Source organism: Mucilaginibacter sp. (genome assembly GCF_964263795.1).
In the GTDB taxonomy this organism is placed as follows: Bacteria; Bacteroidota; Bacteroidia; order Sphingobacteriales; family Sphingobacteriaceae; genus Mucilaginibacter.
The window spans coordinates 1-13,513 of record NZ_CAXVWK010000047.1 but is presented as its reverse complement, the minus strand read 5'-3'; the positions used below and the strand labels follow the sequence as shown (position 1 = coordinate 13,513).

17 protein-coding genes are annotated in these 13,513 nt (G+C 41.9%); 3 read left to right on the top strand and 14 right to left on the bottom strand.

Annotated elements, in window-relative coordinates:
• From ACE5CV_RS08495 to ACE5CV_RS08480, 4 genes are all read right to left on the bottom strand, one after another.
• The coding region (locus ACE5CV_RS08495; RefSeq protein WP_374949740.1) for a DUF932 domain-containing protein at window positions 1-863 on the bottom strand (863 nt) is incomplete at its 3' end.
• Window positions 864-867: 4 nt separating this feature from the next.
• Window positions 868-1,035 (bottom strand): hypothetical protein, encoded by a 168-nt coding sequence (locus ACE5CV_RS08490; protein ID WP_374949739.1) that lies wholly within the window; start codon window positions 1,033-1,035, stop codon window positions 868-870.
• Between the two features lie 4 nt (window positions 1,036-1,039).
• Window positions 1,040-1,168, bottom strand: coding sequence for a hypothetical protein (locus ACE5CV_RS08485; RefSeq protein ID WP_374949738.1), 129 nt, complete (start codon window positions 1,166-1,168; stop codon window positions 1,040-1,042).
• 66 nt (window positions 1,169-1,234) lie between these two features.
• The gene (locus tag ACE5CV_RS08480; protein ID WP_374949737.1) at window positions 1,235-1,882 is read right to left on the bottom strand and encodes a hypothetical protein; all 648 of its coding nucleotides are present in this window, start codon (window positions 1,880-1,882) and stop codon (window positions 1,235-1,237) included.
• Between the two features lie 584 nt (window positions 1,883-2,466).
• Here ACE5CV_RS08480 and ACE5CV_RS08475 point away from each other — a divergent pair.
• Window positions 2,467-2,640 carry a CsbD family protein gene (locus ACE5CV_RS08475; RefSeq protein WP_374949736.1) on the top strand — a complete coding sequence of 58 codons (174 nt, stop codon included), beginning with the start codon at window positions 2,467-2,469 and terminating at the stop codon, window positions 2,638-2,640.
• Between the two features lie 407 nt (window positions 2,641-3,047).
• Here the strand turns inward: ACE5CV_RS08475 and ACE5CV_RS08470 are convergent, their stop codons facing one another.
• The 4 genes from ACE5CV_RS08470 to ACE5CV_RS08455 all read right to left on the bottom strand — a co-directional run bounded on the left by ACE5CV_RS08470 (window position 3,048) and on the right by ACE5CV_RS08455 (window position 7,555).
• Window positions 3,048-3,434, bottom strand: coding sequence for a single-stranded DNA-binding protein (locus ACE5CV_RS08470; RefSeq protein ID WP_374949735.1), 387 nt, complete (start codon window positions 3,432-3,434; stop codon window positions 3,048-3,050).
• Window positions 3,435-3,524: 90 nt separating this feature from the next.
• Window positions 3,525-6,449, bottom strand: a complete 2,925-nt coding sequence (locus ACE5CV_RS08465) for a CheR family methyltransferase (protein WP_374949734.1) — start codon at window positions 6,447-6,449, stop codon at window positions 3,525-3,527.
• 210 nt (window positions 6,450-6,659) lie between these two features.
• Complete coding sequence (locus ACE5CV_RS08460; RefSeq protein ID WP_374949733.1) at window positions 6,660-7,160, bottom strand: DUF892 family protein; 501 nt, start codon at window positions 7,158-7,160, stop codon at window positions 6,660-6,662.
• A 26-nt stretch (window positions 7,161-7,186) separates the two neighbouring features.
• On the bottom strand, window positions 7,187-7,555 hold the full coding sequence (locus ACE5CV_RS08455) for a two-component system response regulator (RefSeq protein ID WP_374949732.1): 369 nt from the start codon (window positions 7,553-7,555) through the stop codon (window positions 7,187-7,189).
• Between the two features lie 350 nt (window positions 7,556-7,905).
• Between ACE5CV_RS08455 and ACE5CV_RS08450 the strand changes: the two genes are divergently transcribed.
• Entirely contained in the window at window positions 7,906-9,108 is a 1,203-nt protein-coding gene (locus tag ACE5CV_RS08450) for an ATP-binding protein (protein ID WP_374949731.1), read from the top strand.
• Between the two features lie 50 nt (window positions 9,109-9,158).
• Here ACE5CV_RS08450 and ACE5CV_RS08445 read toward each other — a convergent pair whose 3' ends face one another.
• From ACE5CV_RS08445 to ACE5CV_RS08425, 5 genes are all read right to left on the bottom strand, one after another.
• The gene (locus ACE5CV_RS08445; RefSeq protein ID WP_374949730.1) at window positions 9,159-9,407 is read right to left on the bottom strand and encodes a hypothetical protein; all 249 of its coding nucleotides are present in this window, start codon (window positions 9,405-9,407) and stop codon (window positions 9,159-9,161) included.
• The gene (locus ACE5CV_RS08440) at window positions 9,397-9,681 is read right to left on the bottom strand and encodes a hypothetical protein (RefSeq protein ID WP_374949729.1); all 285 of its coding nucleotides are present in this window, start codon (window positions 9,679-9,681) and stop codon (window positions 9,397-9,399) included. The genes ACE5CV_RS08445 and ACE5CV_RS08440 overlap by 11 nt, the downstream gene beginning before the upstream one ends.
• A gap of 383 nt (window positions 9,682-10,064) precedes the next feature.
• Window positions 10,065-10,688, bottom strand: coding sequence for a hypothetical protein (locus tag ACE5CV_RS08435; RefSeq protein ID WP_374949728.1), 624 nt, complete (start codon window positions 10,686-10,688; stop codon window positions 10,065-10,067).
• Window positions 10,672-11,004, bottom strand: coding sequence for an RNA recognition motif domain-containing protein (locus ACE5CV_RS08430; RefSeq protein WP_374949727.1), 333 nt, complete (start codon window positions 11,002-11,004; stop codon window positions 10,672-10,674). The genes ACE5CV_RS08435 and ACE5CV_RS08430 overlap by 17 nt, the downstream gene beginning before the upstream one ends.
• Window positions 11,005-11,170: 166 nt before the next feature.
• The gene (locus tag ACE5CV_RS08425; RefSeq protein ID WP_374949726.1) at window positions 11,171-12,289 is read right to left on the bottom strand and encodes a DUF4062 domain-containing protein; all 1,119 of its coding nucleotides are present in this window, start codon (window positions 12,287-12,289) and stop codon (window positions 11,171-11,173) included.
• A gap of 289 nt (window positions 12,290-12,578) precedes the next feature.
• Between ACE5CV_RS08425 and ACE5CV_RS08420 the strand changes: the two genes are divergently transcribed.
• On the top strand, window positions 12,579-12,902 hold the full coding sequence (locus ACE5CV_RS08420) for a hypothetical protein (protein ID WP_374949725.1): 324 nt from the start codon (window positions 12,579-12,581) through the stop codon (window positions 12,900-12,902).
• Window positions 12,903-12,936: 34 nt separating this feature from the next.
• Here ACE5CV_RS08420 and ACE5CV_RS08415 read toward each other — a convergent pair.
• Window positions 12,937-13,513, bottom strand: a 577-nt coding sequence (locus ACE5CV_RS08415) for a Fic family protein (RefSeq protein ID WP_374949724.1), incomplete at its 5' end; no start/stop codon positions are given.

The window sequence follows — 13,513 nt, the reverse complement described above, 5'->3', positions numbered from 1 at the left end:
GTCTGACTTCCTAAAGCATATTCATAAACGTTATCTACTATATTGGTGTAATGTGTAGATAAAAGGTCTAATTTGCCATCGGCTAAATTTTTTAAAACTTCCTTATTTGGCGCCATTGCGATCTGTATCAGTTTTTTAACCTCCGTATCTGTAATGCGCACTTTAGCCCATTGATTAAATAAGCCCTCCATTTCACCGCCTAACGATTTACTGATACCCATTAATGTGTGTGCTTGTTTCAACCGCTCGGTAGCGGATGCCGGATGACGGATTTTAATCGCCCCTGAATGATTATTCATGGCAGCGTTTAGTGTGTTGTTGCAAACTATGCGAATAGGCGTAAAAGCTGCGGTAATGCTTCCTAAACCATCGTGCGTGGTAGTTAAAAACAAATATTGCTCTATCCAGTCCTTAACGCCTACCCGAATATAATCAGGTAATTTGGCAGTTATAAAAACCCGCTCACCATTACCCAATGCCCCCGCCGTTTCGTATAAAATGCCATCGCCCCCGCCTACGATGGCATCAAAGAACGAAAAAGCATCACGGTTTTGTACGACTTCGTAATCATTGCCAACTACCCCTAAAACCTGCTCGGTATCAGCCCGAACGGTTGCAAAGAAATTTGGTACTGAAATTTCGGGGATCATAATATCGTCGCTTCCCTCTCCTAAACGGTTAGCGGTATCATAGGTAAACAAAGGGCGTTTTTCAACAATATAATCCAGTCCTGCGTGCTGTATCGCTTCGCTACTGGTTGGATAGCGGTCTATGATTTGTCCTAACCCGTGCCAGGCTTTTTCTTTCACGCTCATAAAGCTGTTTTTGCCTGTTTTCTTGTTGAAATTTATTTGATGTGCCATGACTTTAATTTTTTGTATTCAGTTCAATAATTTTTGTTTGTAACACTTCCACATTTGGGGTGCTGCTCACCGATAACTCGGTTTTTGATTGCAGTTCCTGTATAGCATCGTGTATGTTGCTATGGGTGGTTTTGATGGTAACTTTTACCAGTAAAAAAATCCTATCCTCCATTGTCTTAAAATTGGTAGGTGTTCATAAAATCGCTTAATTCTAATTGAAACCGTGCGGGATTTTCCTGCGCTAAAGTTTCGGCGTAACCCTCCCAAAATATTTGGTTGGTTAACTCTATAAATTGCTCGTACATAGGAATTGCTTTTTTTTGTGAAACCATAAAAAATGCTCCCGACGATATGCCGGGAGCATAATTTGTTTAAGCATTGGGGAAAATGATGTTTGCTTCAATGTCGGCCAGTTTTTCATGGCAGGCATCAAAAATGAATTGGGAAACCATGCGGATAAGGTTTGGCGTGTTGGTGACAAACTCCCGGCCTTTATCGTCTTTGATAATCAGCTTGCAACCTTGATAAGGGTTGTTTTCCAGTTCGTCGTTTTCTTCAATTAATTTCACCTCAAAATCTTCCAGTAACTTGATGCGGGATAACAGGGTAATCCGTTGAATGCTTAGGCGGTGCAATCCCTCCACAGATTTTAGGGTTTGCTCTAAGTTCAAAGCGAATTTTTTAGGCTCGGCTTTCACTTCTTCCACTTTAACGGGTTCGGCTTTCACCTCTTCCGTTTTGGCGGGTTCAGCTTTCGGCTGGTCTATGCCTTGCCCTGTGGTAAAGGGCGCAACGTTACCGGGTTGGTTATCCACTGTAGCGGGGCTATCGGTCTTAACTTCGGCAGTTTTGGTTGCCTCAACTTGCGAAGTTTTGGCAGGTATTTGATTTTTAGCGTTTTCATTTGCTGCGGCTTCCTTTCCTGTTAGGCTTGGGCGGTTTTCAACTCTGTTTGCTGTTTGGTTGTTTTTTGCTGCTGTACCTTGTACTGCGGTTGCATTTTTTTCTACTGTTTTCATTTTTTAAATGATTTAAAAGGGTTAAAAATTTGTTTTTTTGTTTCCCTCTTTTCCCGAAGACTTCCCTAAAAAGCTATTTTTCAAAAGAAAAAACGGAAAAAAAGAAAGCAAAAAAAGGGTGCCCGCAGCAGGCAAAAGGAAACGGAATAATTGGAGGGGACCCTCCGGGGAGGAAACCGTTTATGCCGTAGTCTTTTGCGGATGTTTGAATAAGTCTTTAAGGAATGCGGGCAAAACCTTAGCTGCCTTTTTCTCCGTTTCGATTGGAAAATAGCACCTTGAAAGCATCTGATCTGTTAGCAGTAAATTAAGTGCAAAGTGAAGGCAAGCGCCGCTTTACCCAGCTTCAGCGGGTAAACAAGTGAAGTCCTGAATGATGCTCTTGATTGGATGTGGAAGCAGGTTTGGCTATTAGCGAATGCTTTGGCAGCGCAGCAAAAATGCAGATGCTAATTTTTAGTGATTTATCAATCTAACCTTAAAGATATCGGCGGGTGTATTAATTCAAGTTTCAGTAAAACATTTTCGCTTTATATTTTTTATATCTATAATCAATTTCGATTTATAAACTCTAAGAAAAACTTATGGATAAGGACAGAACAGATGGCATCCTGAAACAAGCGAAAGGTGCCGTAAAAGAAGCAGCCGGTAAAATTACAGGTGATGCAAAATTAGAAGCTGAAGGTAAAACCGATAAAGCTGCGGGGAAGGTTCAAAACGCCGTTGGGGGCCTCAAGGATAGCCTTAAAGAAAAATAAAAAAGAAGCCCTGCAAAGGGCTTTTTTTTTATTAAGTATGGCCTAATTAAGCTATGCGGCCGTGCCGGGGCATTTCGGTCAATACGAATTGGTGCGTGGAATCCAACAAAGACCAAAGCAATTGATGATTTAATGATTACGCAGAATCGTTGCTGTTAAAGCGCAGGTGAAAAGGCAGCAGCATACGTTGCAGCAATGGGTGTAAATCCAAACTATTGCCAAGGATTGCACCAGCATCCTTTTCAAGGAACAGATATAGTGGAAAGCCTGGCCGCAGGAGCAGCCTAGATTAATGACCTTCTAAAAGATATCCTAAAACTGATGACTATAATAAATATCAACCTTAAATGATCCATGCAGGATCGTCCAATTCCTACAAGTTAGATCATTAACTTAAAGGTCACAAATCATTTTTTTTTGCTTTCAAAAGAATTCCTGTTTATAAGAGGTTCATCTTTAAAATCGCTTGAGCGTCCCAAAACGGTAAAAGAATCTGCGACTATTTCGGTCGTATATCTCTTTATGCCGGACTTATCTTCAAATGATCGTGTCCGGACTTTTCCTTCGATACAAATGAGCAGGCCTTTTTGCAATATCCTGTGACCGCTTTCTGCAAGACTGCGCCACATAATTATATTATGCCATTCAGTTTGTTCTTCCTTGTTCCCATGACGGGAAATCATTTCAGACGTGGCCAGCGGAAAGCTGAGCACCGGAACGTAGTCTGTTAAATGGCGTAAGTCAGGTTCTTTTCCAATGTGGCCAACCAGCATTACTTTATTGATTCCTGACATACATCTCCATTTTAGTTTTATATTTTACCCCAGTTGATTCTACGCAAACCTCTATAAACTTACAACACTGCTTTCGCTTGTCCAAACCTATCAGGTCAGCTTCATCACGGTTCCGTAAGCTTCCGTATTCTCACCGTTGCGAGAAGCTTGTCCCTGAAGCCTAAAATTCATCCCGGATGCACCGATAAAATCTATTTTTACGATGTCATTTGCCGACTGGTTAAGCGAAAATTCAAACGGATTATTTTTTGTCCCTAATAAAGTATTTATTTTTTCATCAGGAAATATGGTGCCGGGCTCAATCTCTAGTAACGCGATGGACTGATCATCGAACTCCATCATCCTTTTTTGGGAAGTATAGTGCCACGAACCGATACCCGAAGCGTCCATTGCCCTTTGTAATCTAAGCGACTTCTCCAAAGCTGCTGCTGCCTTTTCTTTAGTTAATGATTCGGCTGAACGTTTAGCGGTAACATCTTCAATAGCCAGAATGATCTGTTGATTGTTCAGATCCAGTTGCCGGGCATTCAATAACATCGTCCTGGAACCGATCACCGGGAAATCATGGTTAACTTCAAAGTCTTTAATTTCCTTATGTTTTGGTAAAATATCATCCAATAATTTTCGCAGGGCAGGAATGTCCCATTGCTTATCACCAAGCTCATATAAATATAATCCTTCAGTGTCTTTTTCAGTGACCTGGAACTGTTTGTAAAAACCGCTCGTAGCCCGCAGGATCTTAAGCTCTTTGTCAAGGATCAGCAAGGGGTCCCGGATGGTATCAATAATGCTTTCGCTATACAAGCGGGCAAGATTCAGCTGGTCATTTCGGTCAACCAGTTCATTATTGATCACAATGATCTCTTCATTCGTGCTTTGAAGTTCCTCGCGCGACGTTTCCAGTTCCTCGTTCAGGCTTTGCAACTCCTCACTGCTGGACAACAATTCTTCATTGGCACCCTGTAACTCCTCATTGGCAGATTCCTGTTCTTCACTGATCATTCGCATATCCGCCCGTGACTGTATCAGCTCTCTTTCGAGGTGCTCGACGCGTAGTTCAGCTTCGTTATAATTTTCATGTCCGGTTCCGCTGCCTGTATCAAACATGCTCGGCTCAATTCCAGTTGAAGAGGCCGCCTGAAAGACAATCAGGTAATATTGTTCTTCTTGTTCCGTGGCCGGAACAACCTCGATGTTCAAAAAATGCCGCAAATCATTATGCTCATAGAAAATACCATACTTCCGGGCCGGCTGATTTGTCTTTTTAGCCTGTTGCAGCAAATTCCGCAATTCAAATCCAAGGCCATTCCTGGCTATTTTAAGAATGTTGAAGCTGGGCTTACCTTGTGACTGCCCCAGCCAGTTTTCCATTGCGCCGCGGAACTGAACGATGTCAAACTTGTCGTTCACCAGCACGCCGGGTGGTACGAATTTCGCTAACATGATATCATCCGCGACCTTATAAATATCACGCCTGGCTTCGCCGCCTTTTTTGCCATGATCAATGTCCCGGAAACTTTGCTCCTTGCTAACCGAAGTAACGTTCATGAAACGTCCGGGCGGGCCTTTACGAAGATAGATCTTCTCCGCCGGGCGATAGGAGCCATAAATATCCGATAGCGTTCCTATACTTTCAGATTTACCCAGCAGCAGATAACCGGTCTCGTTCAGTGAATAGTGGAAAGTGCTCAAAGCGCGCTTTTGCAAGACGGGCTCCAGATAGATCAGCACATTCCGGCAGCTGATCAGGTCTATATGAGAAAAAGGCGGATCTTTCAGTAAATTGTGACTGGCAAAAACACAAATATCACGGATGGATTTAGCGACCTGGTAATGACCGTCTACTTTGGTAAAGAACTGGCTAACCTGGGAAGCATTCAAACCTTCAAGGTTATTCTGCCGATATAATCCCGTACGCGCCTTCGTGATCGCCTGCTCCGAAATGTCGGTGGCAAATATCTGCAACTTCATCGTGGAAGCTTTATCCCCTAAATATTCCAGCAGGCAGATCGCCATAGAATAAGCTTCTTCACCAGTAGCGCAGCCTGCAATCCAGATCCTGAGCGGTTCGTTTCCGGCTTGCTTTTGACTGATCAGCGAGGGGAACAGGTCGCTGCATAAGGTCGAAAATACCTGCGGGTCGCGGAAGAAATGCGTTACAGAAATGAGCATATCATTATAAAGCGCATCCTGCTCCGCCTTATTTTCCCTCAAACGATAGAGATAGTCAGCGGGTTTATCGATCTTGTTGAGTGCCATACGACGAATGATCCGACGCTTTAGCGTGCTTGATTTGTAATACAGGAAGTCCACCCCCCGGCGCACGCGAAGAACAGTTAAAATTTGTTTAAAGACATCCTGGTCTTCCATCTCCTGAACCTTACCAACGACTTTGTCTAGGCCGGAATTAAACGGATCGTTTATGGAGATGAGGTGCCGGGCGATCTCATCCGGCGGGAGGACGAAGTCCACAACACCGCTTAAAACCGCGCTTCTGGGCATCCCTTCAAATGCTGCAGATAACTCATCCTTTGCGAATGTGACGCCACCGTAAGATTTTATAACCTGCAATCCAAGTGTGCCATCGTTAAGTGCTCCCGACAATACAATACCAACCGAATAGCTTTGATAGACCACGCCCAAAGAGGTAAACAGTGCATCGATTGTTTGAATCTTTTTATGTTGCTGTTCAAGGGACTGAAGCCTTAATTTCCCGTCCAGGGTTTTGACAATGACGTTTTTTGGGGTGATATACAGGTGATCAGGCTCTATCACCAACCCGTCTGTGATCAATATTACCGGTATAGGCGAAAGCTTTTCTAATAATTCAGGCAATATACTGGTATGCGTCGGGCTGAGGTGCTGTATAAAAATGTAGGCCATGCCTGACTTTTCGGGTAAAGCCTGAATAAACAGCTTGATCGCTTCTAAGCCGCCGGCCGACGCGCCTATTCCTATTACCGGAAATTGCGGCTGGAAGCTACTATCGGCAAGTTGTTCCTCTATATGTTTCAAGTATCGTTATTTTGGTATAAAGATACTTAATTCGAAGTGATAGATTTACAATCGAAAGGGTTTACAAAGTGACATGACATCTATTTGAGGGGATTGCATAAGACGGCATCGATTAATATATTGCAAAAATATTATGCCGGTCTTACGACTCTAGTTAAGTAGCTTCTCATTGCACCAATCAGCCAGTTTAATTTTTCGTAAATTATGATCCTAATTCACAAGGTATTTGGTGTTGATCAAAAGCATCAGCTTACGGTCCCCTTTAGCTTCATCGAAATTTTCTTGTAATAATTGACTAATCTGCTTGTTCTTTAAGACCACAGCTGCCATTTGTAACACTTTGAAAGATGAAATCTCGATACTTTCCATATTTTGCATGTAAAAAAGAATGCTGAGGTCACAAAGCACGGTATCATCACTTTGTTTGTCTATCGCTTTGAAGGAATCTTCTATCAAGCCTAAGGCCATACCGCAGTTTTGAGGTGAGTATGTGCTGTCCAATAAAACATAGATCTCATCCATTCTTATAATTTGCTTTTCGATATCGCTGTGTGTTTCCAAGAGCGCGTGTTTTAAATCAGCGAAATTGGCATAAGCTGCTATAAGGGGTAGTTTTTCAACAATGTGCAGCTTAGCGCAATAGATCAGGTTTAAGTGATCGACTATGTAAATCAGCAGTCTTTCAGGACTGATCATCTTTTTAAGGTCCATTCATCGCAGTTAAATACCGGGTGAAATTAATTTTTCAAGAGCATCTCCCGTACCTTGTCAGAGAGAACATTTAGGTCATAGGGCTTTCTGATATAATCGTTAGCACCACAGGTAGCGCAAATCTCATCCAGATTCCATTCCCCGGATACCAAAATAACAGGTAAATTTTTTGTTTCCGGACCGGCTTTTAGTTCCGTACAGATCACATCGCCATTTTTGGGGGATGTGGGAATATGAACATCCAATAATATGAGATCCGGTGCGACCTCGTGGATGTCAGCTAATATTTTGCAGGTATTGGAAATCACTACATTATATCCCTCATCCTGAAACACGATATTTAATACATCTAATATATCCGGATCATCATCAATAATCAATATTCTCTTAGCCATAATGTAAGTTACTCGGTTTCCACCTATCAATAATAGATCCCCCTTTTCGATACCGGCTAATAAATGTTCGTTTTAGTTAACAATTCTTTATTTCAGGTTCAGACGGATAGATAAAATATTTGTTAACAAGCGGTTAATTTTGCCATCATAAAAAGAATTTTGGCCGGGATTAAGCGTGTAACTACAGAATGGTTCAATTAGCAGACACTTTATTAAAGTATGTTCCGTTATGAAAGATCGCAAATCTTATTATAGTCCAATGAATTATGGAACAGGTCTGAATAATGCTCATCTGTTTTTCATAATTTAAGGGTATCTTTACTGCTCACAATAATAATTCCATTAACTGCATGACGCAAGTTCCGACTGGTGAAAATGAAGAACAAAGATTAGCTGCGCTTCATTCTTATCAGATCCTGGATACGGCAGAAGAAAAAGAATTTGATGACCTGACTACGCTGGCCTCGGCGATCTGCCAAACACCCGTAGCGCTCATTAGTCTGATAGACGGCGAAAGACAGTGGCTTAAATCCGCAAAAGGCGTTGATGCCAGGGAAACACCAAAAGAATATGCTTTTTGTGCGCATACCATAGCGGGTGTCGATGATATGCTGGTTATTGAAGATGCCCGGCAGGATAACAGATTTGCGGAAAATCCCTTTGTCACCGGTGATACTCAGGTTGTCTTTTATGCAGGTGTCCCATTGGTCAATGAAGATGGATTTGCGCTGGGTTCCCTGTGCGTGATCGATACCAAAAAGAGGTCGCTGACGGATGAACAGACCAGCGCTTTGAAAATTCTTGCCAGGCAGGTTGTTGACAAACTGGAACTGCGCAGAAAAATGATCGCGCTGGAAAAGGCCTATCGTGAGGTGCAGCAATCCAATTCATTTACACAGAAGTTTGCGGCGATGGCGGCACATGATATCCGTAATCCGCTGAGCAGTATATCACTAACCTCCCAGGCCCTGAAGATACGCCTGCAAAGCTTGCAGGACGAAAGCGGCTTGAAACTGATCGATCTTAACCTGACCTCTATACGCAAACTCATCAATCTGCTGGACGAAATGATGGCCTATTCCAAAACTCCGGAATTGTTGCGCACCAAAAAACAACTGGTCAATCTACCTGACTTTTTAAGATCGGTTATTACCCTAATAACTGTTCCGGAAAACTTTGAGATAAGGCTGCCCGAAGAGGACTATCGCTTGAATATATCGACCGTGGCATTTGAGCAGATCTTCATTAACCTGTTAAGCAATGCGATCCGTTATAATGACAAGGAGCATGGGGTCATCCAAATACGGTTCAGGCAGGATCACGATAATTACTATTTCGAAGTAGAGGATAACGGCATTGGTATTGCCGAAGAATTCCATGAAAAGATATTTGGCAACACTTTTACATTAAAAGTGACTGATCGCTATAATAAAAAAGGCACAGGGATCGGATTATCTACGGTTAAAGAGCTGATCAACGTCTTAAACGGATCAATAACTGTAAGATCTGCGCCGGGCCAAGGCACATCATTTTTGTTTTCGGTTCTTAAATGAAATAGAATCTAAATAAGAATACATATATTTAAGGTTATTAGTCAAATAAATTACCCCGAATAATCCAAATAAGCTTTATACCTTAAATAATCAATCAGTTCTTTTATATCCTCTTTACCAAGCTGTTCAAAAATGTCCATCGCATGTTTTCTTAAATCTATGAATTTCACGTAATGACCATTACACTCGAAGCGGCTTAAAAATCCGCTGTCGGTTAATAACTGAATTAGTCCAACTATTTCCTGGTACTTTAGCTTACTTAAAAAAGGATGATTGTCGAAATAATTGTTACGCATCATACTTTTTTGATTTTATAGCCAATACTTTTGACTGTCCTCTTTTAGTACTTAACGTGGAATCTAAAATAGCAAAACACTCTATTTCAGCTATTAGTCTATGTGCCTTAAATAACATCCGTGCCCAATGCCGCCCAGATAGGCTTTTCTTCCAATAGGCAGGTTTGTTGTCAAACCAATGCTGTTTTTCTTCCAGCTCTTGGGCTGTTTCATAACAAGCGAGCTGGGTCTGCAAAGCGAGGTGCTGCACTTCGGTCAATTTGTTTAGTCTGCGCATAACTGATCGGTTAATCAAATTATATGGCAAAAAAAGAGCGCGGGTGATTGTCCCATTCGACGCAGAGGTACTGGTATACCCATAGACGAAACAAGACAAGCCCGCGCTTTACGCAGGCGTCGCACTTGCTTCCCGTCTATTTAAAATTACCAGTTTTCTGCGTCGGGAGCGTTTGTGAACGCTAAATCTTATATGTAGTGATGCTCTTTATCTATCCTATAATTCTAAATGTTTAATTGGTTAAATATAATAGTTTAAAATAGAAATTTAACTTCGAAATAGTTTGAGTACTAAACGCTTGAATGTAAGTGCGGTGTCCGACTGATGCTAATAAAGCGGAATTACTAATCTAAACGCAAGCTTTTGCTCTTCTCAGCTTTCATTTAAAAATCTTCATTCACGGTATAGATGTAATAAGTGTGCTCTTTAGGATATCCTTCCGGCCCCACTTTGACAAAAAGCTGGCCGTCACCGATCTGATCCCGATATCGCTCAATCATTAATATCGCGCAATCGGTTAAAAATTCCAAACTTTTATTATACTGACGCTTGACGGTAAGAGCAATCACCGGCATCATAACCGGCGCATCAACTTCGGCGGCTTCCAACAGGCGGCCATTCTTCTGAAATTGACTGGTCATTTCATTGAATTTAGTGAGCGAAGCTGCTTGCTTTTCCAGATCAATCACCTGACCCTTCCAGTAAGTTTTCCAGCCCTTATAAAGCTCTATAATCAGGTCATCACTATTGAGTTGTACCTTTCTATCCAAAAAGGAATCCCACAACTCCGCCGGAAACATAATGTATATCGCATAATAATCACTTTTAAAATATTTTCGATAATCTGACAGCAAATCATCAAAACGGGAGACTTGATAGACATTTACCCCATCGTTTATCAGTGCATGGCGACCAAAGGCACGTGTATGAAAAACTTTATTTAACCCACCGAAATGGGCGAAAGCTTTAATGTAATCCGTTATCGGAGGTTTACCAGCGATTGCCATCGATGTCTCCGTTATTATCGGTAATATTCCTGTGGTCTGATCGGCCAGTTCGTTTCGAAAATGTGCCGGTTTGTTCTTTTTCGACCGCTTCTTTGAGCGACAATTTACGACCATTAACCATTTTGTCATTTAAGCCGGCTATGGCGCGCAAAGCCTGATCATGAACCGGCATTTTTATAAATCCAAAACCCTTTCTTTTCCCGGTTTCGGGGTCGGTGATTAGCTTGATCGAAGCGACCTGGCCGAATTGAGTGAACATTTGTTTAAGCTCAACGTCAGTAAGGTTGGATGCCACATTGGCAATAAAAAGTTTCATGGTGCAAAAATAATCGATTTTGATTAATTGTAAGGTTAGCTTGACTGCAAACGTTTCAGGGCTTCCAACAAAGTCGGCTGTGGTACGATGCCTCCATCGCATCGCTGAAAGTTCATTAGCACAATGCTGTGACTGGTTTTTTAATACCGCGCTAACCTCCCGGAGATTAGCTGCTTGCTCTTTTAAGCAAGGTAATCAGATCATCAGTTAAGGTCTTTGGATCGTTTCCAATCGCCGATCGCGAACGGTAAGATGGTTTAAGCTGAACGGGGACATTTTTGCTATCGAAGGAATGTCCGAAAGAATATGAATTTGGACTTGCGTCACTTTCCGCCCGCGTGCGTATAAGTACACCATTGCTATCTTTAAACCCAACTGCAAAGGAAACGTGAGTTAATCGCTGGGTTGCGTCAATTTTATCCAACAGCCAGCAAGCATATTTAAAGGCGTTTAATATGCTGGATTCAAGTTGCTCCTTTATAACGGCCATTCCGGACATTCGATTAGATTGATCATGAATATTAAGCTGAAAAAGGATTCCACCCTGTGGATCAATTGAAACTGAAGCTTGCGTCTCCTCCTGGTAGATAACCAGGCTATCAGAGTCCATTTTTGCCTGGCTTCCATAACGTTTATCAAAAATACGATGAGGCCCAAAAAGTGCACCTTGTATCAGGTCGTCGGCGAATTCTGTTTTTTCGATTTCAGAAGGCCTGAGTATTGGTTGTATCGGCCCACCTATAATGGACAATAGCAATTTAGGCGATCCTGAGCTATGCGTATTTTGCTTCTGTGAAGCTTCAACAACCTGAAAGGCGGAACTACTGAGTTGATCGAAGTCAAGTGGCGCAGCGGTAACAGATATCTGCCATTCGTGGATAGCCTTGATAATGCCATTTTTCAATTGTTCGGTCGTGTCAAATCCACCCCTAAAAAGTCCGCCTTCCCAACCCTGAACCTCTTTTACGAATGCACTTTCTTCGGTATCCCTATTTGGGATATTTTGAACAAAGGCAATTACCGGATAATGCCCTTTAGCCTCTCTATATTCTTCATGAGTGGCAGATATTCCATTTGCCTGTTTAGCACCGTAATGTTCCCCTAATATTAAAATCACTAAGCCAGACCGCCTTAGACCCTGAAGGCAGGCTATTTGAGGTGATAATGGCTTGGCTCCAAAATCTTCGGCCATTACTACTTCATGACCTAAAAGCTCAACACCCTCGCGGGCAGCAAGTCTAAAATTTTCCATATTAGAAATCAGGGAGCTTATAAATACTTTCATGACCAAATATAGCGTTATTTGGCTCACTGGGATAAATGCTTAATTAAAGTCGCCTCCCTTATTTTATATCTAACCATACATTAAAACACAAAAAGCGGATATGCTTTACGCGCGAGTCTTCGTTCAAAACAACTACCAGTGGCCCCATTTTTCAATCATCACTGTTTGTTGTTTAAAATTTGCATAAGAATATAAGCGGGATTGGGTTCGGCGTAGCTGGTAAGTAAGGGAGATGGTAATAAAGAAAGTAATAGCGATAGTACTGTTGATTATAAATGATAAATTAGCTATGAACATAGATAAGAACACACGTTTGATAGATTTGACCGTTGCCGATTTAATGGTCATAATAAAAGAACGCATGACCGGGTTCATGCCAGTTAATAAAATCTTTAATGACGAAGACGAAATTGGCGGATATGAGATCGCGGAAACCATAACGGGATATTCCCGTCAGACACTTTACCAGCTGAAATCTGCGGGAGTTGCCTTACATAGGTTTACCCGGGGGTGGCATACGGTTTTCAAAAAAGATGTTAATGAGCTGGTTACTGTCCCATCAAAAGCTTACAAATCAGGAAATAAAAGAAAAAGCGGAAACACTTACACTTAAGCGCAAGCTGCGGCGAAAATATTAATGGTTTTGATTATTCAGATAGTATCCTGTACAGCTCCAGGTTTAAGTAGTAGTTGCCTTTACCGATCACTCTTTTTTCCAAAACACCCATATCCGTTAATTGGTCAAGATACTTCCTGGCAGTATTTTCCGCGTAAATATTACTACCAACAAGGTGCTTTACCCGTGTGTAAGGTTGGGTGAATATGGCGTTAACCAGCGATTCCGGCCGTGCGATGTCGGTGTCGTCAATGATGGCCTTTAAAATGGCATCTTTAGCGCTGACGATATCGTTTATCTTGTCATAAGTAATGTTTGAAGTTACTTCAACCGCTTTCAGCATATACAACAACCAGTTCTTCCAACTTCCCCTTTGGGTTACACCGGCGAGTCCTGCATAGTAATCTTCTTTATTATCCATAATATAACGGCTTAGAAAGAGGATGGGATAATCCAGCATGCCTTTTTTTGTAAGGTAGTGGATATTGAATATTCTGCCGGTACGGCCATTTCCATCGCGAAAAGGGTGTATCGCCTCAAATTGAAAATGACCAATGGCCATTTTGAGTAAAGGGTCTAGTGGACAAGTTTTATCATCGTTCAAAAAC